At 72.4% G+C, this 25,246-nt stretch carries 27 protein-coding genes; 14 read left to right on the top strand and 13 right to left on the bottom strand.

What is annotated here, in order from left to right:
• Nucleotides 1-46 precede the first annotated feature (46 nt).
• The 3 genes from ACQPXD_RS45660 to ACQPXD_RS45670 all read left to right on the top strand — a co-directional run bounded on the left by ACQPXD_RS45660 (nt 47) and on the right by ACQPXD_RS45670 (nt 2,375).
• Nucleotides 47-805: a hypothetical protein gene (locus tag ACQPXD_RS45660; protein ID WP_432829592.1), complete on the top strand. Its 759-nt coding sequence runs from the start codon at nt 47-49 to the stop codon at nt 803-805.
• Between the two features lie 71 nt (nt 806-876).
• Nucleotides 877-1,077, top strand: a complete 201-nt coding sequence (locus tag ACQPXD_RS45665) for a hypothetical protein (protein ID WP_432829594.1) — start codon at nt 877-879, stop codon at nt 1,075-1,077.
• Between the two features lie 764 nt (nt 1,078-1,841).
• Entirely contained in the window at nt 1,842-2,375 is a 534-nt protein-coding gene (locus ACQPXD_RS45670) for a phospholipase (RefSeq protein ID WP_432829596.1), read from the top strand.
• Between the two features lie 244 nt (nt 2,376-2,619).
• Here ACQPXD_RS45670 and ACQPXD_RS45675 read toward each other — a convergent pair whose 3' ends face one another.
• Nucleotides 2,620-3,063: a cytochrome c oxidase subunit 4 gene (locus ACQPXD_RS45675; protein WP_432829598.1), complete on the bottom strand. Its 444-nt coding sequence runs from the start codon at nt 3,061-3,063 to the stop codon at nt 2,620-2,622.
• A 16-nt stretch (nt 3,064-3,079) separates the two neighbouring features.
• Nucleotides 3,080-3,943, bottom strand: a complete 864-nt coding sequence (ctaC, locus tag ACQPXD_RS45680) for an aa3-type cytochrome oxidase subunit II (RefSeq protein WP_432829600.1) — start codon at nt 3,941-3,943, stop codon at nt 3,080-3,082.
• 161 nt (nt 3,944-4,104) lie between these two features.
• Here ctaC and ACQPXD_RS45685 point away from each other — a divergent pair, with 161 nt between their 5' ends.
• Both ACQPXD_RS45685 and ACQPXD_RS45690 read left to right on the top strand, forming a co-directional pair.
• Nucleotides 4,105-5,187, top strand: a complete 1,083-nt coding sequence (locus ACQPXD_RS45685; protein ID WP_432829602.1) for a cysteine desulfurase family protein — start codon at nt 4,105-4,107, stop codon at nt 5,185-5,187.
• Nucleotides 5,184-5,423, top strand: a complete 240-nt coding sequence (locus ACQPXD_RS45690) for a sulfurtransferase TusA family protein (protein WP_432829604.1) — start codon at nt 5,184-5,186, stop codon at nt 5,421-5,423. The genes ACQPXD_RS45685 and ACQPXD_RS45690 overlap by 4 nt, the downstream gene beginning before the upstream one ends.
• A gap of 132 nt (nt 5,424-5,555) precedes the next feature.
• Here ACQPXD_RS45690 and ACQPXD_RS45695 read toward each other — a convergent pair whose 3' ends face one another.
• From ACQPXD_RS45695 to ACQPXD_RS45715, 5 genes are all read right to left on the bottom strand, one after another.
• Nucleotides 5,556-6,002 (bottom strand): DUF4395 domain-containing protein, encoded by a 447-nt coding sequence (locus ACQPXD_RS45695; protein WP_432829606.1) that lies wholly within the window; start codon nt 6,000-6,002, stop codon nt 5,556-5,558.
• Nucleotides 5,999-6,403, bottom strand: a complete 405-nt coding sequence (locus ACQPXD_RS45700) for a TlpA family protein disulfide reductase (RefSeq protein WP_432844204.1) — start codon at nt 6,401-6,403, stop codon at nt 5,999-6,001. The genes ACQPXD_RS45695 and ACQPXD_RS45700 overlap by 4 nt, the downstream gene beginning before the upstream one ends.
• Before the next feature lie 60 nt (nt 6,404-6,463).
• Nucleotides 6,464-7,444, bottom strand: coding sequence for a carbohydrate kinase family protein (locus tag ACQPXD_RS45705; RefSeq protein ID WP_432829608.1), 981 nt, complete (start codon nt 7,442-7,444; stop codon nt 6,464-6,466).
• Nucleotides 7,445-7,582: 138 nt separating this feature from the next.
• Nucleotides 7,583-7,951, bottom strand: coding sequence for a HesB/IscA family protein (locus ACQPXD_RS45710; protein ID WP_432829610.1), 369 nt, complete (start codon nt 7,949-7,951; stop codon nt 7,583-7,585).
• A gap of 93 nt (nt 7,952-8,044) precedes the next feature.
• On the bottom strand, nt 8,045-9,163 hold the full coding sequence (locus ACQPXD_RS45715) for a glycerate kinase family protein (RefSeq protein ID WP_432829612.1): 1,119 nt from the start codon (nt 9,161-9,163) through the stop codon (nt 8,045-8,047).
• A gap of 56 nt (nt 9,164-9,219) precedes the next feature.
• Here ACQPXD_RS45715 and nadA point away from each other — a divergent pair, with 56 nt between their 5' ends.
• The 3 genes from nadA (at nt 9,220) to ACQPXD_RS45730 (ending at nt 12,599) form a co-directional block, all read left to right on the top strand.
• A complete protein-coding gene (gene nadA / locus ACQPXD_RS45720; RefSeq protein WP_432829614.1) occupies nt 9,220-10,383 on the top strand; it encodes a quinolinate synthase NadA in 1,164 nt (387 codons plus the stop codon).
• Nucleotides 10,384-10,573: 190 nt separating this feature from the next.
• Nucleotides 10,574-11,917, top strand: a complete 1,344-nt coding sequence (gene murA, locus ACQPXD_RS45725) for a UDP-N-acetylglucosamine 1-carboxyvinyltransferase (protein ID WP_432829616.1) — start codon at nt 10,574-10,576, stop codon at nt 11,915-11,917.
• Nucleotides 11,918-11,981: 64 nt separating this feature from the next.
• Nucleotides 11,982-12,599, top strand: a complete 618-nt coding sequence (locus tag ACQPXD_RS45730) for a DUF3043 domain-containing protein (protein WP_432829618.1) — start codon at nt 11,982-11,984, stop codon at nt 12,597-12,599.
• Here the strand turns inward: ACQPXD_RS45730 and ACQPXD_RS45735 are convergent.
• The gene (locus ACQPXD_RS45735; RefSeq protein WP_432829620.1) at nt 12,521-13,588 is read right to left on the bottom strand and encodes a hypothetical protein; all 1,068 of its coding nucleotides are present in this window, start codon (nt 13,586-13,588) and stop codon (nt 12,521-12,523) included. The two genes, ACQPXD_RS45730 and ACQPXD_RS45735, sit on opposite strands and share 79 nt — an antisense overlap.
• An 83-nt stretch (nt 13,589-13,671) precedes the next feature.
• Nucleotides 13,672-14,259, bottom strand: coding sequence for a pentapeptide repeat-containing protein (locus ACQPXD_RS45740; RefSeq protein WP_432829622.1), 588 nt, complete (start codon nt 14,257-14,259; stop codon nt 13,672-13,674).
• Between ACQPXD_RS45740 and ACQPXD_RS45745 the strand changes: the two genes are divergently transcribed.
• Together ACQPXD_RS45745 and ACQPXD_RS45750 are read left to right on the top strand one after the other, a co-directional pair.
• Complete coding sequence (locus ACQPXD_RS45745) at nt 14,258-15,739, top strand: WG repeat-containing protein (RefSeq protein ID WP_432829624.1); 1,482 nt, start codon at nt 14,258-14,260, stop codon at nt 15,737-15,739. The two genes, ACQPXD_RS45740 and ACQPXD_RS45745, sit on opposite strands and share 2 nt — an antisense overlap.
• Before the next feature lie 24 nt (nt 15,740-15,763).
• Nucleotides 15,764-16,762: an aldo/keto reductase family protein gene (locus ACQPXD_RS45750; protein ID WP_432829626.1), complete on the top strand. Its 999-nt coding sequence runs from the start codon at nt 15,764-15,766 to the stop codon at nt 16,760-16,762.
• Between the two features lie 15 nt (nt 16,763-16,777).
• Here the strand turns inward: ACQPXD_RS45750 and ACQPXD_RS45755 are convergent, their stop codons facing one another.
• Together ACQPXD_RS45755 and ACQPXD_RS45760 are read right to left on the bottom strand one after the other, a co-directional pair.
• Nucleotides 16,778-17,569, bottom strand: coding sequence for a site-2 protease family protein (locus tag ACQPXD_RS45755; RefSeq protein ID WP_432829628.1), 792 nt, complete (start codon nt 17,567-17,569; stop codon nt 16,778-16,780).
• A gap of 1 nt (nt 17,570) precedes the next feature.
• Complete coding sequence (locus ACQPXD_RS45760; protein WP_432829630.1) at nt 17,571-17,771, bottom strand: hypothetical protein; 201 nt, start codon at nt 17,769-17,771, stop codon at nt 17,571-17,573.
• A 95-nt stretch (nt 17,772-17,866) separates the two neighbouring features.
• Between ACQPXD_RS45760 and ACQPXD_RS45765 the strand changes: the two genes are divergently transcribed.
• Together ACQPXD_RS45765 and ACQPXD_RS45770 are read left to right on the top strand one after the other, a co-directional pair.
• Nucleotides 17,867-19,633: a bifunctional adenosylcobinamide kinase/adenosylcobinamide-phosphate guanylyltransferase gene (locus tag ACQPXD_RS45765; RefSeq protein WP_432829632.1), complete on the top strand. Its 1,767-nt coding sequence runs from the start codon at nt 17,867-17,869 to the stop codon at nt 19,631-19,633.
• On the top strand, nt 19,621-20,364 hold the full coding sequence (locus ACQPXD_RS45770; protein ID WP_432829634.1) for an adenosylcobinamide-GDP ribazoletransferase: 744 nt from the start codon (nt 19,621-19,623) through the stop codon (nt 20,362-20,364). The genes ACQPXD_RS45765 and ACQPXD_RS45770 overlap by 13 nt, the downstream gene beginning before the upstream one ends.
• A gap of 107 nt (nt 20,365-20,471) precedes the next feature.
• Here the strand turns inward: ACQPXD_RS45770 and gcvT are convergent, their stop codons facing one another.
• Entirely contained in the window at nt 20,472-21,563 is a 1,092-nt protein-coding gene (gene gcvT, locus ACQPXD_RS45775; RefSeq protein ID WP_432829636.1) for a glycine cleavage system aminomethyltransferase GcvT, read from the bottom strand.
• Nucleotides 21,564-21,691: 128 nt separating this feature from the next.
• Between gcvT and ACQPXD_RS45780 the strand changes: the two genes are divergently transcribed.
• Nucleotides 21,692-23,245 carry a leucyl aminopeptidase gene (locus ACQPXD_RS45780; RefSeq protein WP_432829638.1) on the top strand — a complete coding sequence of 518 codons (1,554 nt, stop codon included), beginning with the start codon at nt 21,692-21,694 and terminating at the stop codon, nt 23,243-23,245.
• Nucleotides 23,246-23,312: 67 nt separating this feature from the next.
• Here the strand turns inward: ACQPXD_RS45780 and ACQPXD_RS45785 are convergent, their stop codons facing one another.
• On the bottom strand, nt 23,313-23,621 hold the full coding sequence (locus ACQPXD_RS45785; protein ID WP_432829640.1) for a hypothetical protein: 309 nt from the start codon (nt 23,619-23,621) through the stop codon (nt 23,313-23,315).
• Nucleotides 23,622-23,845: 224 nt separating this feature from the next.
• Here ACQPXD_RS45785 and lpdA point away from each other — a divergent pair, with 224 nt between their 5' ends.
• Nucleotides 23,846-25,231, top strand: coding sequence for a dihydrolipoyl dehydrogenase (lpdA, locus tag ACQPXD_RS45790; RefSeq protein WP_432829642.1), 1,386 nt, complete (start codon nt 23,846-23,848; stop codon nt 25,229-25,231).
• Nucleotides 25,232-25,246: the final 15 nt, after the last annotated feature.

The following is a 25,246-nucleotide window of genomic DNA, read 5'->3' on the forward strand; positions in this document are numbered from 1 at the left end:
GGCGAATACCGCATAACCGACCGGCCGAGCCCCCCGTTGAGCAGGCATGGCCGAACTGCCGCGCAACAACCCGAAGCAGGCGCTACTCTCCGCCGTCGTGGCCGGCGCCCTGGCCCTCGGCTTCGCGGGAATGCTGGCAAAGTCCTGCGGCGCCCCGGTCAAGCAGCAGTCGGCACCCGCCAACCAGGCCCTGGAGATGGTCGACTCGCTCGCCTCGCGCCTGGTGCTGGGCCTGGAGTCGGACACGACGCTGCAGTACGCGGCCCCGTCCGGCGCGATCATCACGGTGTCGCAGTCCGCACCCCGCCGGGCCTACCGCAGCGCCGGCGTGACGTACATCTCGACGCCGGACGGCACGTTCCTGTGCACGACCGGCCCGGCGCCGTCGCCCGCCAAGGGCCGCAAGCCCACCGCCCCGCCCGTGACGTGCCAGGAGGGCCCGGGGGCGGACACCATGTCCCCCAGTCAGGCCAAGGCCATCAGCGCGGCGTTCGGGGGCGAGTTCCTGCCGCCGGAGGCGGCCCTGGGCCGGCTGGCGACCATCGCCCAGGGCGAGGGGGTGCGGGCCGGCGCGTCGAAGCGCGGCGACGCGCAGTGCGTGTCGGTCACCGCGACCGGGATTCGCACCGAGACCGCGTGCGTGAGCCCGGCGGGGCTGCTCGCCTACTTCGAGGGCACCACCGACGCCGGCAAGGCGACGCAGCTGATCTTGCAGTACACGACGCCGAGCGTGAGCGACGAGGCCTTCCTGCCGCCGCAGGCCGGCGCCGCTGCCGCTGCCTCCGCCGCCGCTGCCAAGAAGTGACCCCCAAACCGTGACCCGACACGCGGGGCGGCGTCCGCCGCGGGGCGGGGTGGCGGTGGCATGGTGGCGGCATGGAGCTGCACTGCGACACCTGCGGCCAGGTGCGGATCTTCGAGCAGCCGGTTTGCGTTGATCATCCGCGGGCGGTTTGTCCCGACTGGGCCTGCACGGCCTGCGGTGCCGCGATCGTGGTCGCGCCGGTGATCCTGCTCATGGATCGGCGTCCGCGGGTGCTGCTGCGCCGGGTCCGGCCTGGCCGCCGCGCCGCCTAGCTGCCAGCGCCCCGGCGACCAGGGCTCATCGCCCGGGTCGGCGCCCGGCCCTCGGCCCCGCAGCCGCCGCCCAGGGCCGCGCAGCCCCGCTCCGATTGGCGCAAGTCGTCTTGAGTCGCGAAATATCCCGATAAAAGGCGAAAAAATCGGGCGAAGCCGGGCAGACGGGGAGTTTTACTTCGCACAGGTCGGCGTCGGTGGCGAAGCCGGCCGGGACCGGCCCCCGAAGCGGGCGCGGACGCCGCCGACTGCGCACCGACGCCTACGATCCGTGATCGGCAGGACGCTCCGCGCTCATGCCTTCGGCGTCACGGCTGGGACGGATCCGGTGGGAGTCCGTCGCGCCGGCATCCGATCGTGACGGGCACCACCCCCGCCCAGCTGCTGCGACCGAAAGTCTCCGTGATCATGCCGGAGCCGACACCGGCACCACCGGTTTCTCATGATCACGGAAGAATCATGTACACCCGTGTACCACAAGTCTCCGTGATCATGAAAAACCCGTGGTGCGGCTGTGGGGACAGGCATGATCACGGAGACATCCGTTCGGGTCGCGGCGCGCTGGGCCGGCCTTGTCGCCGGCCAGCCGTTGAGGATCAGCCGGAAACGGGGCGAGACCGGGTAGTTCGACACGGCTAAACGGGAGAAAGGCCGCGAAAGCTGCGAAAGGAGGTTAGTGGGCTTAGGGGCCGTTCAGCTCCCGGCAAGTACCGCTTGGCGCAAGACACCGACGAGTGTCACATCGACGCGGAACAATCCGCGCCATGAAGCTTCGGCGCCTTGCCATCCCCGTTGCCGCACTGTTCATCGCGATCGGTGTCGCCACCGATGCCAACGCCGCCGTGCCCGCCGACAAGCCGGCGGTCATGGCCTCCTGGTCGCAGCCGACCACGGCAAGCTACAACGCCTGGGACAACGCCCGCCAGCACCAGGCCAGCTGGGCAGCGTACGCCTTCGACTGGTCGACCGACTACTGCTCGGACAGCCCGGACCAGCCGCTGGGCTTCGACTTCCGCATGCCGTGCGCGCGCCACGACTTCGGCTATCGCAACTACAAAGCGATCGGCGCGTTCTCGGCCAACAAGAGCCGGATCGACGACTCGTTCTACTTCGACCTGAAGGCGAAGTGTGCCACGTACAACTCGCTGGTCCGGCCGGCCTGCCTGAGCCTGGCCTGGACGTACTACCAGGCCGTAGTGGTGTTCGGCAGCGTCGCGGTCAGCGCGGCCGACCTCGACCGGGCCGCGGACCTCAAGGAGCGCGGCGAGCTCGCGCTCGCCAAGTCCGAGCGGGCCTGAGCGGAGACCAAGTCCGAGCGGGCCTGAGCAGAGACCAAGTCCGGGGAGGGCTGAGCAGAGACCAAGTCCGGGCAGGGCTGAGCAGAGACCAAGTCCGGGCAGGGCTGAGCAGAGACCAAGTCCGGGCAGGGCTGAGCAGAGACCAAGTCCGGGCAGGGCTGAGCAGAGACCAAGTCCGGGCAGGGCTGAGCGAAGACGACGAAGGGGGTCCCGACGAGCGGGGCCCCCTTCGGCTTTGCCAGGTTCAGTGCTCGGCGCCGCGGCGGCTGCCGGTGTAGTACTCGAACATCAGGCCGCAGGTGGCGAACAGCACCGAGATGAGGCCGACGGCCACCAGCCACCACTGGTCGAACGCCAGGCCGAGGCTCGCGATCATCGCGGAGAGGGCCAGGCCGAAGGGCCAGTAGCTGCCGGGGCTGAAGAAGCCCAGGTCGCCGGCGCCGTCGGCGATCTCCGCGTCGGGGCGGTCCTCCGGGCGCGGCTCGATGCGCCGGGCGATCAGGGCCAGGGCGCCGCCGATCATGGACAGCAGCAGGCCCGAGAGGACCAGCGCGATCACGCCGATCCACTCGATGCCGCGGTGGCCGGTCTGCTCGACCGAGGCGTTGCTGGTCCACCAGGCATACAGCGCGGCCATGGCGAACACGAACAGCGCGAGCACGAAGAAGAGACGGTTCTCTGACTTCATCGCCGTGGGCCCTCTCTCAGCTCGAGGACCGCTTGGTGCGGTCGGTGTCGAACGGATGCGTCACGGTCGCGTAGCCCTGGTTCGGGAAGCCCAGCGCGGCGAGCGCCTCGGGGGTGCTCCGGCCCGCCGTGCGCAGCGACAGGTACTGCGAGAACTGGTCCGGCGACACGACCCGCATCTCGAAGTTCATCATCGAGTGGTACGTGCCGCAGAGCTCCGCGCAGCGGCCCACGTAGGCGCCCTCGGCGTTGTCCTTGAGCTTGATCTCGAACCGGTTCTCCACGCCCGGGATGACGTCCCGCTTGAACAGGATGTCGGGCACCCAGAACGAGTGGATGACGTCGCGGGAGTTCTCGTGGAACTGGACCGTCTTGCCCGCGGGCACGACCAGGACCGGGATGTAGTCGTCGGAGCCGACCGTCGTGATCGCCTTGCCGTCGGGGCCCTTGGTGTCCGGGTAGCTGAACTGCCAGTTCCACTTCGAGGCGACCACGTCGACGGTGACGTCCGGGTTCTTGGAGAGCCGGTCGACGTCGGTCTGGATGACCGCGGTGTAGAAGAACAGCACGGCGATGACCACGAACGGCGCCACCGTGTAGAGGATTTCGAACGGCATGTTGTAGCGGGTCTGCGGCGGCAGCTCCTCGCCGCGCTTGCGGTAGCGGACCACGCACCAGAAGATCAGGCCCCAGACGAAGATGCCGACGGCGAGCGCCGCGACGACCGAGCCGATCCACAGGTCGTACATCCGGTCGCCCTGCTCGGTGATGCCCTTCGGCCAACCGAAACCGTGGAACGTGTCCTCGACGGAGCAACCGGCGAGCAGGGTCGTCACCCCGACGGCCGAGACGGCGAGCCCGATGGCGCGCGCGGGGCTCAAACCTCTTGAGACCACCTGCTCCTGCCTCCTTAGCAGCGCCGCGGAGACCCCTCGGAGGCGGTCCGCGCGGCAAGCCTCTCCAACGCTGGCGAGCGTACTCGACCATGCTCGGTCCGCCCGGCTTGGGGTGGCCGTGTCCGGGTCGCGATACCGTTGCGGGGGTGGGCGTCTACTTGGACTCGGCCACCGCCGCTCCCCCGCATCCCGTTGCCCGGCAAGCGTTTCTGGCCGCGGCCGAGGACGGCTGGGCCGATCCGGGCCGGCTCTACGCGACTTCCCGCCGGGCCCGGCAGCTGCTCGACGCGGCCCGGGAGACCGCCGCCGAGGTGCTGGGCGTGCGCCCCGACGAGCTGCATTTCACCTCCGGCGGCGCCGACGCGATCCGGCGCGCGGTCGAGGGCGTTCGCCGCTCGCGGGACCGGCGGGTGGTGGTGCACTCGGCGGTGGAGCACTCCGCGGTGATCAAGGCGGCCGGCGCGGACGCGGTGGCGGTGCCGGTGTCGCGGACCGGGGTGGTGGACCTCGCCGAGCTGGAGCCGGCGGTGAAATCGGCGGAAGTGGCCCTGGCGGCGGTACAGAGCGCGAATCATGAGGTGGGGACCGTGCAACCGGTCGCCGAGGCGGCCCGGCTGTGTGCGGCCGCCGGGGTGCCGCTGCTGGTCGACGCGGCGCAGTCGATCGGCCGGGGGCCGCTGCCCGCGGGCTGGTCGCTGCTGGCCGGCAGCGCCCGTAAGTGGGGCGGCCCGGCCGGCGTCGGCGTCCTGGCGGTGCGCAAGGGCACCCGGTGGGAGCCGCCCTGGGACGACGCGGCGGCGGACGTGCCCGCGGTGGTCGCCGCCGCGGCCGCGCTGCGGGCCGTCGCGGCGGAGGCTGATGCCGAGGGGGTACGCCAACGTGCCCTCGTCGACGAGATCCGCCGCACGGTGGCCGCGACCGTCCCCGACGTGGAGCTCGTGGGCGAGCCCGACGAGCGGCTGCCACACATCGTGACGTTCTCGTGCCTCTACGTCGACGGCGAGGTGCTGTTGCACGCTCTCGATCGCGCCGGGTTCGCGGTCTCCTCGGGTTCCGCGTGTACTTCGGACACGCTGCGGCCGTCGCACGTGCTCGCCGCGATGGGCGTGCTCACCCACGGCAACGTGCGCGTGTCGCTGCACCGCGGGGTCACCGCCGACGACGTGCGCCGTTTCCTCGCCGTCCTGCCCGGCCTGGTCGCCGATGCCCGCGCGGAGGCCGGACTGTGAGCCTCGTCATCGACGCGCTGGGCAAGAAGTGCCCGCTGCCGGTCATCATGCTGGCCAAGGCCGCCGGGGGGCAGCCGGCGGGCACCGAGATCGCGGTGCTGTCCGACGACCCGGCCGCCGCGATCGACATTCCGGCCTGGTGCCGGCTGCGCGGCCACACCTTCCTGTCCACCGACGGCGACCGCCACACCGTGCGGCTGGAGGCCCAGGCCACCGGCGTCCGACCGGAGGGCTAGGCCGCCAGCGTGCGACCGGAGGCCCAGGCCGGCCGGTCGCCGGCCGGAGGCTTAGGCCGTCAGCGTGCGACCGGAGGCCCGGGCCGCCGGCCGGCGACCGGCGGGCTAGGCCGGCAGCCGGCGACGGGAGGGCTAGGCCGGGGTGCCGGTGCTGCGGAGGCGGCGGATCAGCAGGTAGGCCTCGCAGCCCAGGCAGAGGCCGAAGAAGCCGTTGAGGAACGCGGCGACCAGCGCGAACGCGGCGAAGACGACGCCCAGGGCGGTGGCGCCGCTCAGGTAGCCGGCGACCGCGACCACGGTGAAGACCAGGCCGACGGTCTGGGCGAAGCGGACCGGGGCCGGGTCCTCGCGCTCGGCCGGCGGGCCCAGCCGCGGGGCGACCGCGTAGCGGTAGAGCAGGCCATACGGGGTGCGGCGGGGGTCGTATGTGCCGATGGCGAAGATCACAGCCTGGGCGAGGGCGAGCCAGCCGCTGCCGGTGAGCAGCACCACCACGAAGACGATCGTGGTCAGGACGGCGGAGAAGCGGGGGCCGCGCGGGTCGAGGCCGACCGGCTTGGCGGTCGCGGGGCTGGTCATGAGGCGAGCACCTCCGAGACGGTCTGGCGCAGGGTGACGCGGTCGGGCACGCCGACCGTGCGGCGGGCCACCCGGCCGCGGCGGTCGACGACGAGCAGGGTGGGCAGGCGCCAGATGTCGAGCCGCCGGACGGCGTCGAGGTGCTCGTCGGCGTCGACCTCGACGTGCCGGACGCCGTCGAGGTCGCCGGCCAGGTCGGCGCAGACCGCGCGCACCTGGCGGCAGGGCGCGCAGGTCGCCGAGGAGAAGTGCAGCAGGACCACGGAGCCGCCGGCCGCGGCGGGTGGCAGCAGGCCGGGCGGTAGGTCGCCGCCGGCCGCGCGCAGGCGGCCGTAGCGGGCCCGGTAGAGCAGGCCGGCCACGGTCGCCACGGCGAGGACCGCCAGGACCACCACATACATCACGGCGGCAACGATACTCCGATCCCTATCGACTTGATAGGGATAGGAATCCGGGGGTGATCAGGCGGGCAGGTAGGTGCGGATCTCGTCGGCCGCGGCGTCGCCGTAGCTGTCGGCGACGCGCTTGGCGAACTCGTCGCGCTGGATGAAGTACTCCTGCGGGCCGACCGTCTCCAGGACCAGCGCCGCCACCATGGAGCCGACCTGGGCGGCGCGCTCCAGGCCCAGCCCCCACGACAGGGCGGCGAAGAAGCCGGAGCGGAAGCCGTCGCCGACGCCGGTCGGGTCGACCGTCTGCACGCCGCGGATCGCGGGGACGTGGATCTCCGCGTCGAGCGTGCGGCTGCGGATGACCGCGCCGTCCTTGCCCAGGGTGGTGACCAGGATGCCGACCTTGTCCAGCAGCAGCTCGGTGGTGAGGCCGGTCTTCGACTCGAGCAGCTCCTTCTCGTAGTCGTTGGTGAGCAGGTACGCCGCGTCGTCGACGAGCTTGCGGATCTCCTCGCCGGACATGCGGGCCAGCTGCTGGGAGCTGTCGGCGGCGAACGGGATGCCCAGCTCGCGGCACTCCTCCGTGTGGCGGACCATGGCGACCGGGTCGTTGGCGCCGATGAGCACCAGGTCGAGGCCGCCGAGGCGGTGCTGCACCGGGGACAGCTCGATGTTGCGCGCCTCGGCCATCGCGCCGGCGTAGAACGACGCGATCTGGTTCATGTCGTCGTCGGTGGTGCACACGAACCGGGCGGTGTGGGCGATCTCGCTCACGTAGATCGAGTCGCAGTCCACGCCGTGCCGGATGAGCCAGCTGCGGTAGTCGTCGAAGTCGGCGCCGACCGCCCCGACCAGCGTCGGGCTGAGCCCGAGCAGGCCCATGCCGAACGCGATGTTGGCGGCGATCCCGCCGCGGCGGACCGTGAGGTCGTCGACGAGGAACGACAGCGACACCTTGTGCAACTGGTCGGCCAGCAGCTGCTCGGCGAAGCGGCCCGGGAAGTGCATCAGGTGGTCGGTCGCGATCGAGCCGGTGACGGCGATCTTCATGGAGAACCTCGGTGGGTCGGGCGGGCGATCAGGGCAGGGAGCCGGATCAGATTACCTCCCGGACACCGTTCGGCCGCCCACCTGAAACCGGTGGGCGGCCGAACGGAAATCGCGAAGTTCGGTTGGCTGATCGGATGATCAGTGGAACGAGTCGCCGCAGGCGCACGAGCCCTGGGCGTTGGGGTTGTCGATGGTGAAGCCCTGGGCGTCGATGCGGTCGGCGAAGTCGATCGTCGCGCCGGTGAGATACGGCACGCTCATGCGGTCGACGACGACCTCGAAGCCCTCGTAGGTGCTGACCTTGTCCCCGTCGAGCGAGCGCTCGTCGAAGAAGAGCTGGTAGCGCAGGCCCGAACAGCCGCCGGGCTGGACCGCGACGCGCAGCCGCAGGTCGTCCCGGCCCTCCTGGTCGAGCAGTCCCTTCACCTTTACAGCGGCATCCGCGGTGAGGCCGATTCCGGCCGGGTTGTCCGTCTGAACGGGCTCGGCAAGCTGCGAAGCGGTCACGATCAAAGCTCCCTGCGGTGATGTCTACAGTTCCATCGGGGCCAACACCGCGGCTTCCGATGGCATTCCCATCTCATAGTGACACGGTTTCTGCTACCTGCTCCACTGTCGCGCGAGGCGTTGGCCGAGTTCGCGCAGGCCGTCGGCGGGGCGGGCGCGGGCCTCGGCGACGCTGCCGAAGTGCTCGACGAGCGCGTGGGACTCGGTGACGCCGATCGCGGCGGCCTCCCGCCGGCCGGCGTCGACCCGGCCGGCCACCACCACGCAGGGCACGCCGGCGTCGCGGGCGGCGGTGGCCACGCCGGCCACGACCTTGCCGCGCAGCGACTGCTCGTCGAATGCCCCCTCGCCGGTCACGACCAGGCCGGACGCCTCGATCTCCGCGTCGAGGCGGGTGAGGCGGCGGACCAGGCCGATGCCCGACTCGACCCGCCCGCCGAGGGCGAGGATGGCGGCGCCCAGGCCGCCGGCCGCGCCCGCGCCGGGCAGGTTCGCCAGGTTCGGCGGGGCCGATGGGAGCGTTTCCAGCACCTTCGCGAAGCGGGTCAGGGCGCCGTCGAGGGTGAACACGTCCTCCCGGGTCGCGCCCTTCTGCGGGCCGTAGACGGCGGTGGCGCCGTGCAGCCCGAGCAGGGGGTTGTTCACGTCGGTGGCGGCGACCAGGGTCGCCTCGCGCAGCCGGGGCGCGCCGCCGAGCGAGGCGCAGCCGGCCAGGGCCGCCCCGCCGTAGGGCAGCGCGTACCCGGCGTCGTCCAGCGGGGCGGCACCCAGCGCGGCGAGCAGCCCGGCGCCGCCGTCGTTGGTGGCGCTGCCGCCGAGGCCGATGACGATCTCCCGGGCGCCGACCTCCACCGCGGCGAGCACGAGCGGGCCGAGGCCGAACGTCGTGGTGTGGGCGGGATCACGCTCTTCCTCGGCGAGCAGGTGCAGGCCGCACGCCTCGGCGCTCTCGACGTAGGCGGTCGCGCCGTCGACCAGCACGTGGCCCTGGACCGGCCGGCCCAGCGGGTCGGTGGTCGGCACGGCGATCAGCGCCGCGCCGGGCAGCGCCGCGGCGAGCACCTCGCCGAAGCCGGGGCCGCCGTCGGAGAGCGGGCGGAGGACGAGGTCGTCGCCGGGTTTCTCGGTCCGCCAGCCGGCCGCGAAGGCCTCGGCCGCGGCGGCCGCGGAGATGGTGCCGGCGAACTTGTCCGGACACACGAGCACACGCATCCGGCCATTGTGCACGTCACAGTCGTGCGGTCGGCGCAGCGTGGGACGATCGGAGGGTGACCTGGGCCGAACCTTCGTCAACCGCCACCGCCCTGCTGCTCCTTGGCCGCGGCACCGACCCCGACACCGAGAAGGGCGTCGAGTGCCCCGGCGATCTGCCCGCCCCGAGCGACCCCGACCTGGTCGAGCGCGCCCGCGCCGCCAAGGCCGCCCTCGGCGACCGCGTCTTCGTGCTGGGCCACCACTACCAGCGCGACGAGGTGATCCAGTTCGCCGACGTGACCGGCGACTCCTTCAAGCTCGCGCGCGAGGCCGCCGCCCGGCCCGACGCGGAGTACATCGTCTTCTGCGGCGTGCACTTCATGGCCGAGAGCGCCGACATCCTGACCTCCGACGCGCAGCGGGTCGTGCTGCCCGACCTGGCCGCCGGCTGCTCGATGGCCGACATGGCCGCGCTGCCGCAGGTCGAGAAGGCCTGGGAGCGGTTCGTCGAGCTGGGCATCGCCGGCGACGTGGTGCCGGTGACCTACATGAACTCCTCCGCCGACATCAAGGGCTTCGTCGGGCGCAACGACGGCGTGGTGTGCACCTCGTCCAACGCCGAGACGGCGCTGCGCTGGTCCTACGAGCAGGGCAGCAAGGTCTTCTTCCTGCCCGATCAGCACCTCGGGCGCAACACCGCCGTGCTCAAGCTCGGCTTCGAGCTCGCCGACTGCGTGCTCTACGACCCGCACAAGCCGGGCGGCGGCCTGACCGACGAGCAACTGCGCGCCGCGAAGATGATCCTCTGGCGGGGCCACTGCTCGGTGCACGGCCGGTTCTCCCTCGACGCCGTCGAGGACGTCCGGGCCCGGGTGCCCGGGGTCAACGTGCTGGTCCACCCGGAGTGCCGGCACGAGGTGGTCACCGCCGCCGACTACGTGGGCTCCACGGAGTACATCATCCGCATGATCGACAACGCCCCGGCCGGCTCGGCGTGGGCGGTGGGCACCGAGCTCAACCTGGTCCGCCGGCTCGCCCTGGCGCACCCGGACAAGCAGATCACGTTCCTGGAGCGCAACGTCTGCTACTGCTCGACGATGAACCGCATCGACCTGCCGCACCTGGTGTGGGCGCTCGAGGAGCTCGTCGCCGGGCGGGTGCCCAACCAGATCACGGTCGACCCCGAGACCGCGCACTACGCCCGCGTGGCCCTGGACCGCATGCTGGCGCTGCCGTAGCGGCAGTGAGTGCTCACCCTGTGTGGTGATCCGGGCCGGAGTCACGAGTTCGTGCCAGGGGTGACGTGCGGCCGACTTCCGCATGCAGTAGATGTGGATATGCTGCGCGGGCGACGCGGTGCGGCTTCCGCGCTTTCGTCACGCTGCGTCAGCGTTCTGCTTCTTCGTTCCTGCCTGCAGGAGGCTTTCCGTGACCAACTACGACGCCGGTGACGTGCTCACCGTGCACGGCGGCACGCCGCTCAACGGACAGATCCGTGTGCGCGGCGCCAAGAACCTCGTCTCCAAGGCGATGGTCGCCGCTCTGCTCGGTGAGACGCCGAGCCGGATGTACGGCGTCCCCGCGATCCGTGACGTCGAGGTGGTCACCGGCCTGCTGGAGCTGCACGGTGTGAAGGTCACGCGCGGCCCGCTCGACGGCGAGTTCTTCTTCGACCCGTCCAACGTCGAGTCGGCCAACGTCGACGAGATCAACGTCCATGCCGGCTCCAGCCGCATCCCGATCCTGTTCTGCGGCCCGCTGCTGCACCGCCTCGGTCACGCGTTCATCCCCGACCTCGGCGGCTGCAACATCGGCGGCCGGCCGATCGACTTCCACATCCAGGCGCTGCGCGAGTTCGGCGCGGTCGTCGACAAGTCCCCGACCGGCATGGACATCACCGCGCCGGACGGGCTCAAGGGCGCCAAGCTGCAGCTGCCGTATCCGTCGGTCGGCGCGACCGAGCAGATCCTGCTCACCGCGGTGCGCGCCGAGGGCGTCACCGAGCTGCGCAACGCGGCCGTGGAGCCGGAGATCATCGATCTCATCTGCGTGCTGCAGAAGATGGGCGCGATCATCAAGGTGCACACCGACCGGGTCATCGAGATCCAGGGGGTACCGCGCCTGACCGGCTACAACCACCGGCCGATCCCGGACCGCATCGAGGCGGCCAGCTGGGCCGCGGCCGCCCTGGCCACCCGCGGCGACGTGTTCGTCAAGGGCGCCCGCCAGGCCGACATGATGACCTTCCTCAACCTCTACACGTCGGTCGGCGGCGCCTTCGAGATCGACGACACGCCCGGCGAGGGCGGCATCCGGTTCTGGCACCCCGGCGGCGAGCTCAAGGCCGTGGCAATGGAGACCGACGTCCACCCGGGCTTCATGACCGACTGGCAGCAGCCGATGGTCGTCGCGCTGACCCAGGCCCGCGGCCTGTCGATCGTCCACGAGACCGTCTACGAGCGGCGGCTGGGCTACACCGCGGCGCTCAACCAGATGGGCGCGACCATCCAGACCTACCGTGAGTGCCTGGGTGGCACCCCGTGCCGGTTCGGCCGCCGCAACTTCATGCACTCGGCCGTCATCGCCGGCCCGTCCAAGCTGCACTCGGCCGACCTGGTGATCCCCGACCTGCGGGCCGGGTTCAGCCACCTGATCGCCGCGCTCGCGGCGGAGGGCACCTCCCGGGTTTACGGCGTGAAGCTGATCCAGCGCGGGTACGAGGACTTCGAGGGCAAGCTCAACGACCTCGGCGCCCACGTCGAGCTGGGCTGAGGAATTTCGGATGAGAGGTGGCCGACGCTGCTGATCTTCGGCCGCGTCGGCTACCCTTCGTGTCGTGCCGTCGCTGTTTCGCCGTAAGTCAGAAGAGCCCGCCGCAGTCGCCGTCTCCGAGCCGGAGCCGGAGGTAGGGCCGAGGGGCCACACGCCCAGCAAGCGCGACCTGGGTCAGAAGACCCCCAAGCAGGTCGTGGCCGGCCGCCGCGTGGCCGAGCCGCCGGCGGCCAACCGCCGGGAGGCCGCCAAGCGGCTGCGCGAGAAACAGCGGGTGGAGCGTGTCGAGGCGCGCGAGGGCATGGCCAACGGCGACGAGCGATACCTGCTGGCCCGCGACAAGGGCCCGGTGCGCAAGCTGGTGCGCGACATCGTCGACTCGCGCCGCACGATCGGCACCTTCTTCTTCGGCACGACGTTCCTGGTCATGATCGTCGGGTTCAACCGCAGCCTCAACTCGAGCATCTACGCCGCGGCCAACGTCCTGTTCTTCGTCATGCTGCTGGCGACCGCCGTCGACGGGTTCATGATCTCCCGCACGGTGAAGCGGCTCGTTCGCGAGCGGTTCCCCGACGCCAAGGATCGAATGGGCTCGCTCTACCTCTACGCCGTCATGCGCTCCATTTCGTTCCGGTTCATCCGAAACCCGAAGCCGCAGGTCAAGGTGGGGCAGGCCATCTGAGCGACGGCCGGCGCCGGACACGTTTCGGCGGCGGCGGTGGCGGTGGGAGGGTTCGAAGCCTTACCCTGCCTTCGCGACCGGACCACGATTTCACCGGGTAGGCGCGTGGCGGGCGCCGGTGCATGAATGTGCCGGAGTGGGGCGAGGAGAGCGAAGCTGTGAGCGACGAGTACCCGGGAGAAGAGCCGGGAACCGCCGCGCCCACCTGGGCGGCCGTGCCTACGATGCCGTGGGGCCGGGTCCCCGAGCAGCGCCGTGACGACGCCGACCAGCACCGCCCCGGCCGTGGCCGGCCGGCCCCCGACCAGGGCGGACACGACCCGCGCGACCACCCGCAGCACCAGGGCCGCCCGGGCCCGCAGGCCCGCGGCCACGCCGACCCGCAGCGCGGCTACCCCGGCCCCGACCAGCGAGGCCACGACGACCGGCGCGACCCCCGCGGCTATGACGACCGCCGGGACCAGCGCGGTTACGACGACCGGCGCGACCAGCGCGGCCACGACGACCGGCGCGACGCCCAGGGTTACGACGACCGCCGTGACCAGCGCGGCCATGACGACCGGCGCGACCCCCATGGCTATGACGACCGCCGGGATCCGCGCGGCTATGACGACCGCCGCGACCCCCGAGGTTACGACGACCGCCGTGACCAGCGCGGTTACGACGATCGCCGCGACCCCCGCGGCTACGACGACCGACGGGATCCGCGCGGCTATGACGACCGCCGCGACCAGCGCGGCTACGACGACCGTCGCGATCCGCGCGGTTACGAGGACTCCCGCGACTCCCGCGGCTACGACGATCGCCGCGACCAGCGCGGCTACGACGACCGACGGGATCCGCGGGGCCATGACGATCCGCGCGACCGCCGGGACCAGGGCGGACCCGGCCGGCCGCCGCAGGGCACCGCCTACGGCCGGCCGCGCAGCCGCGCCCTGGACGAGCCGACCGACGAGGTTCCGCGGGTGCGCCGCAGCGAGGCCGGGCACCCGCGCACCACCATGCCGCCCCAGAGCCAGCCGCCCCGCGCCTCGGGCCGGGGCCGGGCGGCGGTGGGCGGCCCGCCGGGCGTCTACGGCACCCAGCGCAACGCCCCGATCAGCGGCGCCCCCGTGAGCAGCGCCCCGGTCAGTGGTGCCCCCGTGAGCAGCGCACCCGTGAGCAGCGCACCCCTCAGTAATGCCCCGGTGAGCAGCGCTCCGGTCAGCAGCGCTCCCGTGAGCGGCATCCCAGTGAGCGGCATCCCGGTGAGCAGCGCGCCCGTCAGTTCGGCGCCCAGGCACGGTGGGCCGGAGCCGATGCCCGAGGCGCCGGTCAGCGCGGCACCCAGGCACGGCGGCCCCGAGTCGTTGCCCGAAGCGCCGGTCAGCTCCGCGCCCAGGCACCACGGCCCTGAGTCGTTGCCCGAGGCGCCCGTCAGCGCGGCACCCAGGCACGGCGGGCCTGAGTCGTTGCCCGAGGCACCCGTCAGCTCCGCGCCCAGGCACGGCGGAGCCGAGTCGATGCCCGAGGCGCCCATCAGCGCGGCGCCGGTGAGCAGCGCACCGGTGAGCAGCGCGCCAGTCAGCAGCGCGCCGGTGAGCGGGGGCGGCGGGATCCACGTCGAGTTCGTCGAGGCGGGCGACCAGCCGCCGCCGGCGGTGGCGTCCGGGACGGCCATGGGCGCCTACCGGTCGGCGACGGTGGGCGGCGCGGGCGTCGACGGGCTGCAGGCCACCGGATACCTGCCGATCGTGCGGCCCGGTGCCGGGGGCTTCCCGCCGGAGCTGGCCGCGATCGCGCCCACCTCGCCGCCCGGGCCACGGGCGGAGCCCGCCGAGGCCGGGCCCGACCCGGAGCAGGTGCTGGCGGCGTATATGTGGCGCTTCGACCCCGACACGCTGCGCGAGCAGATCGAGGGCGAAGAGGTCGAGCAGCTCACCGACATCCGCGACCAGCTGACCGCCAAGCTCAACGGGGTCGCCGACAACCCCACCCGGGCCCGGCTGCTGAGCCTGCGCGCGGTGGTCTCGCGGATCCTCGGCGACCTGCCCAAGGCGGTCGCCGACGGCAAGCTCGCGCTGGCCCATGCCGAGGCCACCGGCGAGTTGCGGCGCATCGCGATCGCGCAGGCCCGGCTCGCGCACGTGCTGCAGTGGCGGGAGGAGTTCGACGAGGCGGACCGGCTGTTCACGCTGGCCAACTCCTCCGAGCTGCCCGACCGGCTGCGGGCCACGATGCACCAGCACGCCGGGCGGTGCGCCTACGACCAGGGCCGCTACATGGAGGCCTGCAACCACTTCGAGCGGGCCCTCGACCTGCGCAAGGAGGAGGACCCGGAGCTCATCGCGCAGACCGAGCTGGCGCTCGACGCGGTGTTCCGGCGGGTCGCCGAGAAGGGGTGGGGGCCCTACCCGCGCACCCGCGAGGAGATCCTGCAGATCCGCAAGCCGCCCTCCCCCGCGTTCGACGAGCAGACCCAGCGCTGGGGCTACATCGAGGCCGACGGCAACTTCGTCATCGGGCCGGGGTACCTCGACGTGCAGCCGTTCCGCGACGGCGTCGCCTGGGTGCAGCGGCAGGGCGCGCAGACCTGGGAGCTCATCGACGACACCGGCCGGGTGCTCATCGAGCCGTCGGCCGGCTACATCGGCGTCGGCAGCTTCTCCGACGGCGTCGCCTGGGTGTCGCAGGACGGCACCACCCGCTGGATCGCCATCGACAAGAACAACACGGTGCTCATCTCCACCGGCTTCGACGACGTCCGGCCGTTCCGCCGGGGCGTGGCGGCGGTGCGGCGGGGCCGGCACTGGGGCGCGGTCGACGGGGTCGGCCGGGTCGTGGTGCAGTTCCAGTACGACGGCTTCGCCACCGCGCTGCTCGACGGGCGCTACATCGACGGCTTCAGCGACGAGGGCCTCGCCGTGGTGTCGCTGGACGGGCGCAAGGGCGTGGTGGACCGCTCCGGGCGGGTCCTGGTGCCGCCGGTGCACCACACCATCATGATCCACCCGGTGGCGTTCCTCATCGTCGACGACGCGCAGCGCTGGGGCGCGCTCGACCGGCGGGGCCGCGCGATCATCCAGGCCACGTTCTCCAGCCGGACCGGGGTCACCGACGAGATCGACCGGCTGCTGGCCGACACCCGTCCCGTGATGTAAGGGGCGGCCCATTAGGGTCAAGGGATGGAATATCGTCACCTTGGCCGTTCCGGGTTGATCGTCAGCGAGATCTCATACGGCAACTGGATCACCCACGGCTCCCAGATCGAGGCGGAGCAGGCCACCACCTGCGTGCACGCCGCGCTCGACCTGGGCATCACCACGTTCGACACCGCCGACGTCTACGCCGGCACCCGCGCCGAGGTGGTGCTCGGCGACGCGTTGAAGGGCCAGACCCGCGACGGTCTGGAGATCTTCACCAAGGTCTTCTGGGCGACCGGGCCCGGCCGTAACGACCGCGGCCTGTCGCGCAAGCACATCATGCGCTCGATCGACGGGTCGCTGCGCCGGCTGCAGACCGACTACGTCGACCTCTACCAGGCGCACCGCTACGACTATGCGACGCCGCTGGAGGAGACCATGGAGGCGTTCGCCGATGTGGTGCGCGCCGGCAAGGCCCTCTACATCGGCGTCTCGGAGTGGCGGGCCGAGGAGATCCGGGCCGGGGCGGCGCTGGCCAAGGAGCTCAAGATCCAGCTGGTGTCCAACCAGCCGCAGTACTCGGCGCTGTACCGCGTCATCGAGGCCGAGGTGGTCCCGGCCTCGGAGGAGCTCGGCATCGGCCAGGTGGTGTTCTCGCCGCTGGCCCAGGGCGTGCTGTCCGGCAAGTACAAGCCGGGCCAGCCGCCGCCGTCCGGGTCGCGGGCCACCGACGAGAAGTCGGGCGCCACGTTCATCTCCCGGCTGATGCGCGACGACGTGCTGGAGGCGGTGCAGCGGCTGCGCCCGCTCGCCGAGCAGGCCGGGCTGTCGATGGCGCAGCTCGGCGTAGCGTGGGTGCTGCAGAACTCGAACGTGTCCTCGGCGATCGTCGGCGCGACCCGGCCGGAGCAGCTGGAGGACAACGTCAAGGCGTCCGGGAAGCGGCTCGACGCCGACCTGCTCAAGAGCATCGACGAGGTGCTCGAGCCGGTCGTGCAGCGGGACCCCGCGCTGACGCAGAGCCCCGCCAAGCGGCCGTAGGGGTTGTAGGGGCCGCTAGAACGACCAGAACCGGAACAGGTCGTAGCCGACGGCGGCCTGGTAGGACGGCAGTCCTATCAGGTCGCCGATCCAGTACACGACGTTGAAGAACCAGGCGTTGATCTTCGGCGACCACAGCAGCGCGATCAGGATGAGCATGCCGTAGGGCGCCATGTGGCCGAAACCGCGCTGCCATTGCGGGGACAGCCACGGGTAGATCAGGTTGCCGCCGTCGACGCCCGGCATCGGCACGAAGTTCAGCACGCTGGCGGTGAGCTGCAGGAACGCGAGGAACGCCAGGGCCGCCCAGAAGGCTGGGTGGCCGGTGGTGTCCAGGCCGAGGCTGAACGGCAGCACCAGCACGATCGCCAGCACCATGTTGGTGGCCGGGCCGGCGAAGCTGATCAGGCTGTCGACGAACTTGCTGCGGATCGCGCCGTGGTTGACCCAGACCGCACCGCCGGGCAGGCCGATGCCGCCGATCATGACGAAGATCAGCGGAATCACGATCGACAGCAGGGGGTGGGTGTACTTGAGCGGGTTGAGCGTCAGGTAGCCGCGGTGGGCCACGTCGATGTCGCCGCCCTTGAAGGCGACCAGCGCGTGCGAGTACTCGTGCAGGCACAGCGAGATCGCCCAGCCCGCGGCGACGAAGAGGAAGACGTTGAACTTCGCGCTGCCGAACCCCGACCACGCCATCCATCCGCTGACGACCAGCAGCGCGACCAGCCCCAGGAAGATCGCACTGGGCCGGAACGCCTCCCGCGGCAGCCGGCCGGTCCGGCTGCCGTATTGGCCGTAGGACACCTCAGCCCCCGGCCGGCAGCAGGCTCATCTTGTACTCCGTGCGGTCGTCCTCGCTGAGGATCGCCGTCGCCGCGCCCTTGGCCACCAGCTCGCGCCAGGTCTGGCCGAGCCACGACTCCGCGTCGGACTGGCTGGAAAACGCCTCGTTGGGGCCATCGACCGCCCTGCTCTCAGCGTCTTCGAACTGCCACGTCCACGCCATGGTCACACTCCTGTCCCAGGTAGAAGACTTCGAGCGTATCGGCCCCGCGGCCCTGAGCCGACTCCGGCCACCGGTGTCCCTCTAAAGTACGGGGCATGCGGTTGCTGGTGCTCGGAGGAATCCGGTCCGGGAAGTCGGAAGTGGCGGAGGCGCTCGTCGCCGGCGCGGGCCGGGTGCGATACCTGGCGACCGCGGCCGAGGGCGTCGGCGATGACGGCTGGGCGGCCCGCATCGCCGCCCACCGGACCCGCCGCCCCGACACCTGGCAGACCGAGGAGCTCGGCACCGCGCCTGACCGCCTCGCCGAGCTGCTGACCGGCGCGAAGGCCGAGGACACGATCCTCGTCGACGACCTCGGCGGCTGGCTCACCGCCCTCTACGACGGCACCGGCGACTGGTCGGACCCGGCCGCGGCCGACGGGCCGGTGGGCGCGCTCGCCGACGCCGTGCGCGGGTGCGGGGCCGGGCTGCTGGTGATCGTGGGTACCGAGGTGGGCCTGACCCTGCTGCCGATCACCCAGGCGGGCCGCACGTTCACCGACGCCAACGGCCGGCTCAACCAGCGCATCGCGGCCGCCTGCGACGGCGTGGCGATGGTCGTCGCGGGCGAGGTGTCGTGGCTGCGCGGCGGCGCGGCGGTCGGTCACGCCGGCGGCCGGGTCGCCGCCGCCGAACAGGCGCCGGCCGAGCGGGTGCCCGCCGCGGCGCCGCCGGAGCCGTTCGTCTTCGAGGCGGCCGGCGCGGGCTCGGTGCTGTCGACCGCCGACAGCGGCGACACGCTGTCGTTCTCCCCCGGCATGGAGCTGCCGCTGCCCGACGAGTCGACCGCCCACGAGGCCACCGAGCGGCTGCTCACCCTGGGGCTCAACGGCGCCGGGCTGGGCGGGCTGGTCCCGGTGGTCCGCTTCGCCGGCGGCGTGCAGGGCCGCGCCGACCCGCGCCCGTTCCAGCAGCCGCGCGTGCTGGTGCTGCGCGGCGACCGCACCGGCGGGTTCGCGGCCGGGGACTCGGCGGCCGCCGCCGACCGGCGCCTGCAGGAGGTCGTCGAGGGCACCGCCACGATCGCCATGCTGGCCGCGACCGCCGGCGCGAGCGTCCAGGCGATCGACTGCCCCGACGCCGGCCCCGCCGAGCTGCACGACGCCCTCGACGACGGCGCGGTCGACGCGGCGCTGACCCTGGGCTGGCGGCTCGCCGACGCGGCCGCCAACGAGGGCGTCGACCTGCTGGTGCTGGCCGCCTGCGGGGCCGGCTCCGACGCCGCCGCGGCCGCGGTGGTGGCGGTGCTCACCGGCGCCGAGCCGCCCGCGCTGCTCGGCCGGGTCGTGGACGCCTCGGGCTTCGTCGACGACGCGGCCTGGATCCGCAAGATCGGGGCGGTCCGCGACGCCCGCCACCGCATCCGCGACCGCAGCCGCGAGCCGCACGTCATGCTGTCGATGGTCGGCGGCGGCGACATCGCGGTGGCCACCGGCGTCCTGCTCGGCGCCGCCTCCCGCCGCCTGCCGGTCATGATCGACGGGCCGGTCGGGGTCGCGGCCGGCCTGGTGGCCCGCGACTACGGCGCCCAGACCCGGCACTGGCTGCTCATGCCCGACCACGGCGACAACCCGACGGTCAAGCTGGCCGCCGACGTGCTCGGCGCGGCGCCGTTCCTGCAGCTACGCCTGGCCCTCGGCGAGGGTGCCACCGCGCTGACCGCCCTGCCGCTGGTCAACACCGCGCTGACGATCGCCGCGGCGACCCCGCAGCGGGAGGCGCCGGCCCCGGAGGACGCCGACATCGAGTCGGAGATCCAGCGCGTCGTCGCGGACTCCCCGACCGCCGAGATGCCGTACGTGAAACCGTCGTGGGAGGACTGAGGCTCGCGCTGAGCCTGTTCACGGTCGCGCCGGTGCGCGCCGACCGGTTCGACCGCCCGGTGGCCGGGCGGGCCATGGCCCTGGCGCCGCTGGCCGGGGCCCTGCTGGGCCTGGTACTGGCCGCGGCCGCCCGCGGGCTGGTCTGGTTGGGGGCGGCCCCGCTGCTGGGCGGCGCGGTGCTGGTCGCCCTGGGGCTGCTGCTGACCCGCGGGCTGCACGCCGACGGGCTGGCCGATACCGCGGACGGGCTGGGCTCCTACGCCACGGCCGAGCGGGCGCTGGAGATCATGAAGCAGCCGGACATCGGGCCGTTCGGGGTGGCGGCGATCGGCTCGGTGCTGCTGGTCGACGCCGCCGCCGCGACCTCGCTGCTGTCCCGGGACTGGCCGGCGGCCGTGGCGGGGGTCACGGCCGCCTACGCCGCGGGCCGCCTGGGCGCGACCGTCGCCTGCCGCCGGGGGGTGCCGGCCGCCCGGCCGGAGGGCCTCGGCGTGCTGGTGGCCGGCACGATGAGCCCGTCGCGGCTCGCCGCGGTGACGTTGATCACGGCCGCGCTGACCGCCCTGGCCGACCCGTGGCGCGGGCCGCTCGCCGTGGCCGGGGCGGTGGCGGTGTCCTGGGCGCTGACCGCCCACGCCCGCCGCCGGCTGGGCGGCCTGACCGGCGACGTGATCGGCGCGGCGATCGAACTGTCGACGGCGGCCGCCCTCATCGTGCTGTCGATCGGCTGATCGGCTTCGGAGCACGCGGCGGCAGCCTGACCGTGACTACCGGCGGACGGTGAGGCCACGGGAGTTACGGTCCGGACCACGACGGACATCGCGGTAGCTCGGAAAAATCATCGAACCGAGGATTTCACGAACGGCGGCTTGACCAGGCGGATCGCCGAGCGGCGGCCACGGACGTCGAGCGCCACCTCGTCGCCCTCGCCGGCGCCGGAGGCGGTGTCGATCAGGGCCAGGCCGATGCCGACCCGGCGGGTCGGGGAGAACGTGCCGCTCGTCACCTCGCCGATCGGCGTGTCGCCCCGCAGCACGGTCATGTGCGCGCGGGGAATGCCCCGGTCGAGCGCCTCGATGCCCCACAGCAGCCGGCGCGGGCCGGCGGCCTTCTCGGCCAGCAACGCCTCGCGGCCCCAGAACTCGGGTTTGTTCCAGCCGACGGCCCAGCCCGAGCGGGCCTGGACGGGCGTGATCTCCAGCGAGAGGTCCTGGCCGTGCAGGGGATAGCCCATCTCCGTGCGCAGGGTGTCCCGGGCGGCCAGGCCGCAGGGGCGGGCGCCCGCCTCGACGACGGCGTCCCAGAGGGTGTGTGCGTCGTGCGACGGTACGACCAGTTCGTATCCGTGCTCGCCGGTGTAGCCGGTGCGGCACACCACGACGTCCGCGCCGGCGTAGGTGGTGACGGCGAAGCTCATGTAGTCGTGGTCGGTGGGCACGCCGAGCCCGTCCAGCAGCGCCGCGGAGCGCGGGCCCTGCACCGCCAGCACGGCGAAGATCTCGTGCTGCTCGACCACGCTGATCCCGGTCGGGGCGGCGGCGGTGAGCAGCCGGACCACCTCGGCGGTGTTGGCGGCGTTGGGGATGAGGAACACGTCGTCGTCGCCGAACCGGTACGCGATGAGGTCGTCCACCACGCCCCCGTTGTCGGCCAGGCACAAGGTGTACTGCGCCTGGCCGGCGGTGATGCGGTCGAGGTCGTTGCTGAGGCAGGCGTTGACGAACGCGGCCGCGCCGCGCCCCCGCACCCGGGCCTTGCCCAGGTGCGACACGTCGAACACGCCCACGTCCTCGCGGACGGCCGCGTGCTCCTTCAGCACGCCGCCGCCGGCGTATTCCAGGGGCATCTCCCAGCCGCCGAACGCCGCGAACTTGGCACCGAGCGCCACATGGCGGTGATACAGCGCGGGGTGCCGCAAGGGTTGCGTCATGACCGCAACCTATCGCGTTGGTTATGGTGTCCTGCACCCGATTCGACGGCATGCTTAAGCTGCCCGGATACCGGCAGTGACGCAGGCCGTGGAGAACCCGCGGCAACCATCAGTGATGTGGAGCACCAGTGACCTCCCTGACCCTGGTCGACACCGACCCCGCCGAGCTCGCCGTCGATGCCGTCGTCATCGGCGTCTACGCGCATGAGGGCGGCGACGCCAAGCTGCTGCTCGCCCCCGGCGGCGAGGCCGTCGCGGCGGCCTTCACCGACCGGCCGGGCGGTGGGCTGGCCGAGACCCTGCGGATGCTCGGCGCGACCGGCGCGCTCGGCGAGGTGACCAAGCTCGCCGCGTTCGGCGCGGTCAAGGCCCCGCTCGTGGCGGCGGTCGGCCTCGGCCCCGAGCCCGCCGGGGCGGTGCCGGCCGCGGAGTCGCTGCGCCGGGCCGCGGGCGCGGCGGCCCGGGCGCTGGCCGGCTCGGCCTCCATCGCGCTGGTGCTGCCGCTGGCCGACCGGGACGCCCCGGCCGACGCCGAGCTGGTCGCCGGGGTGCGCGCGGCCGGCGAGGGGGCGCTGCTGGGCGCCTACCGATTCGCCGGGTACCGCTCGAAGCCCTCCGCCACCCGCGACCCGGTGCGCCGGGTGCTGGTGCACGTGCCCGACGCGGGCAGCCGGGCCGGGCGGGCGGCACTGAAGCGCTCCACCGTGCTGGGCGGGGTGGTCGCGCGGACCCGGGACTGGATCAACACCGCCCCCAACGAGCTGCGGCCGCCGCAGTTCGCCGACCAGGTCGCCGCGGCCGCCACCGAGGCGTCGCTCGAGGTGTCGGTACTGGACGAGAAGGCCCTGGCCAAGCAGGGCTACGGCGGCATCCTGGCGGTCGGCCTCGGCTCGGCGGCCGCGCCGCGCCTGGTGCGCATCGCCTACGAGCCGGCCGGCGCCACCCGGCGGGTCGCGCTCGTCGGCAAGGGCATCACGTTCGACACCGGCGGCGTGTCGATCAAGCCGACCGCGGGCATGTGGGAGATGAAGTCCGACATGTCCGGCGCGGCCGCGGTGGTCGCCACGATGCTCGCGGTCGCCCAGCTCAAGCCGAAGGTCGCCGTGGTGGCCTACGCGCCGATGGCCGAGAACATGGTCTCGGGCAGCGCGTACCGGCCCGGCGACGTGGTCCGCATGTACAACGGCGAGCAGGTCGAGGTGCTCAACACCGACGCCGAGGGCCGGATGATCCTCGGCGACGCGATCGCCCGGGCCTGCGAGGACGAGCCCGACTACCTGTTCGAGGTCTCCACGCTCACCGGCGGGCAGGTGATCGCGCTGGGCAAGCGCATCGCCGGCGTCATGGGCACGCCGGAGCTGTGCGAGCGGGTCCGCGACGCGGGCGAGCGCACCGGCGAGCCGGCCTGGCCGATGCCGCTGCCCGAGGACGTGCGCAAGGGCATGGACTCCGACGTGGCGGACATCTCACAGGTCAACTCGAGCATGGACCGGGCCGGCCACATGCTGCAGGGCGGCATCTTCCTGTCGGAGTTCGTCGCCGAGGGCGTGCAGTGGGCCCACATCGACATCGCCGGCCCCAGCTACCACTCCGGCGAGCCGTTCGGCTACTGGGCCAAGGGGGGCACGGGCGTGCCGGTGCGGACACTATTCGAGCTGATCGAGGAGATCGCGGCCGAATGAAACAGCGAGGACCCACAAGGTCCGGCTGGCTGGGCAGCGCTGATCGACGAGATCGCCGCGGAGCAGCTCAGCTCTTCTTGTTGCGGGCGTTGTAGTCGCGCCAGCGCTGCGGATAGCCGACCAGCGCGATGTCGTAGATGGGCATGCTCAGGCGGTGTGCGAACTGGCGCGCCGCCTGCGGGCTGTCCATCCGGCGCCGGGTCCACTCCCCGTCGTGGGCGATGAGCAGCAGTGTCGTCTCCGTCACGGTCGTGCGGGGCTCGATGAACCCCTCCACGCCCCGCCGGGTGCGCACGAACTCCTCGAGGTAGGCCAGGTCTTCGCGGCTCGCGGTGCGTCCACCTGCTGCCGGCTTGCGTCGGCGGAACCACGCCACGATCCGCTCCTCCCCCTCGTCAGTCCACAGGGTACGACGCCGACGCACCCCGCGACGTCCCGCTGCGGGGCACCTCTCGTCGCAAGCGAGCAGCGCAAGTGACAAGATGGCCAAGGATCGGTAGGTCGAACCTGTGGGGTCCGGCCTGCTCGGTCATGCGAAGGGCGAACCCCGCATTCGCACCGTCACGAGCCGGCTGGCCCGTGCATCACCTGGGAGAATTCGTGAGCGACCCACACGCCAACTCCTTCGACGTCCTGATTCTGGGCGGCGGCAGTGGCGGCTACGCGGCGGCGTTCCGCGCGGCGCAGCTCGGCCTGTCCGTGGCGCTGGTCGAGAAGGACAAGCTCGGCGGCACCTGCCTGCATCGCGGCTGCATCCCCACCAAGGCCCTCCTGCATGCCGGCGAGGTGGCCGACGCGGCCCGCGAGGCCGACCAGTTCGGCATCCAGGCCACCTTCAGCGGCGTCGACATGAAGGCGGTCAACGCCTACAAGGACGGCGTGGTCACCAAGCTCTACAAGGGCCTGCAGGGCCTGGCCAAGGCGCGCAAGGTGCGGCTGATCGAGGGCGAGGGGCGCCTGGTGGCGCGCGACGCGGTGGAGGTCGCCGGCACGCGGTACTCCGCCCGCAACATCGTGCTGGCCACCGGCTCCTACTCCAAGAGCCTGCCCGGCCTCGAGGTCGACGGCGAGCGGGTGATCACCAGCGAGCACGCGCTCAACCTCGACCACGTGCCCGCCTCCGCGGTGATCCTCGGCGGCGGCGTGATCGGCTGCGAGTTCGCGAGCGCCTGGAAGTCCTTCGGCGTCGACGTGACGATCGTCGAGGCGCTGCCCCGGCTGCTCGCGGTCGAGGACGAGACCAGCTCGAAGGCCCTGGAGCGGGCGTTCCGCAAGCGGGGCATCGCGTTCAAGGTCGGCAAGCCGTTCGAGCGCGTCGAGCGCAGCGGCGACGGCGTCAAGGTCACCATCTCCGGCGGCGAGACGATCGAGGCGGAGCTGCTGCTCGTGGCGGTCGGGCGCGGCCCGGCCACGGCCAACCTCGGCTATGAGCAGCAGGGCGTGAAGGTCGAGCGCGGCTTCGTCATCACCGACGAGCGGCTGCGCACCTCCGTGCCCGGCATCTACGCTGTGGGCGACATCGTCCCGGGGGTGCAGCTGGCGCACCGCGGATTCCAGCAGGGCATCTTCGTGGCCGAGGAGATCGCCGGCCAGCACCCGCAGGTGATCGACGAGGCCGGCATCCCGCGGGTCACCTACTCCGAGCCGGAGGTCGCCTCCGTCGGGCTCAACGAGGGCAAGGCCCGGGAGCAGTACGGCGACGACAAGATCGAGACCCTGCAGTACGACCTCACCGGCAACGGCAAGAGCCAGATCCTCAAGACCGCGGGCTTCGTGAAGCTGATCCGGGTCAAGGACGGCCCGGTCGTCGGCGTCCACATGGTGGGCGCGCGGGTGAGCGAGCTCATCGGCGAGGCCCAGCTGATCTACAACTGGGAGGCGTTCCCAGGCGACGTCGCCCCGCTCGTGCACATGCACCCCACGCAGAACGAGGCTCTCGGTGAGGCGCACCTGGCGCTGGCCGGCAAGCCGCTTCACGTCCACTAGTTCGAGGAGTCGTTT

The sequence above is a fragment of the Dactylosporangium sp. CA-092794 genome, from assembly GCF_050948465.1.
GTDB lineage: Bacteria > Actinomycetota > Actinomycetes > Mycobacteriales > Micromonosporaceae > Dactylosporangium.

Bases quoted from the DNA above. Each gene is read 5' to 3' on its own strand.
- ACQPXD_RS45660 (WP_432829592.1), top strand. From the start codon at position 47: ATGGCCGAACTGCCGCGCAACAACCCGAAGCAGGCGCTACTCTCCGCC.
- ACQPXD_RS45665 (WP_432829594.1), top strand. From the start codon at position 877: ATGGAGCTGCACTGCGACACCTGCGGCCAGGTGCGGATCTTCGAGCAG.
- ACQPXD_RS45670 (WP_432829596.1), top strand. From the start codon at position 1,842: ATGAAGCTTCGGCGCCTTGCCATCCCCGTTGCCGCACTGTTCATCGCG.
- ACQPXD_RS45675 (WP_432829598.1), bottom strand. From the start codon at position 3,063: ATGAAGTCAGAGAACCGTCTCTTCTTCGTGCTCGCGCTGTTCGTGTTC.
- ACQPXD_RS45695 (WP_432829606.1), bottom strand. From the start codon at position 6,002: ATGACCAGCCCCGCGACCGCCAAGCCGGTCGGCCTCGACCCGCGCGGC.
- ACQPXD_RS45700 (WP_432844204.1), bottom strand. From the start codon at position 6,403: ATGTATGTGGTGGTCCTGGCGGTCCTCGCCGTGGCGACCGTGGCCGGC.
- ACQPXD_RS45705 (WP_432829608.1), bottom strand. From the start codon at position 7,444: ATGAAGATCGCCGTCACCGGCTCGATCGCGACCGACCACCTGATGCAC.
- ACQPXD_RS45715 (WP_432829612.1), bottom strand. From the start codon at position 9,163: ATGCGTGTGCTCGTGTGTCCGGACAAGTTCGCCGGCACCATCTCCGCG.
- ACQPXD_RS45745 (WP_432829624.1), top strand. From the start codon at position 14,258: ATGGGCGCCTACCGGTCGGCGACGGTGGGCGGCGCGGGCGTCGACGGG.
- ACQPXD_RS45740 (WP_432829622.1), bottom strand. From the start codon at position 14,259: ATGGCCGTCCCGGACGCCACCGCCGGCGGCGGCTGGTCGCCCGCCTCG.
- ACQPXD_RS45750 (WP_432829626.1), top strand. From the start codon at position 15,764: ATGGAATATCGTCACCTTGGCCGTTCCGGGTTGATCGTCAGCGAGATC.
- ACQPXD_RS45760 (WP_432829630.1), bottom strand. From the start codon at position 17,771: ATGGCGTGGACGTGGCAGTTCGAAGACGCTGAGAGCAGGGCGGTCGAT.
- ACQPXD_RS45765 (WP_432829632.1), top strand. From the start codon at position 17,867: ATGCGGTTGCTGGTGCTCGGAGGAATCCGGTCCGGGAAGTCGGAAGTG.
- gcvT (WP_432829636.1), bottom strand. From the start codon at position 21,563: ATGACGCAACCCTTGCGGCACCCCGCGCTGTATCACCGCCATGTGGCG.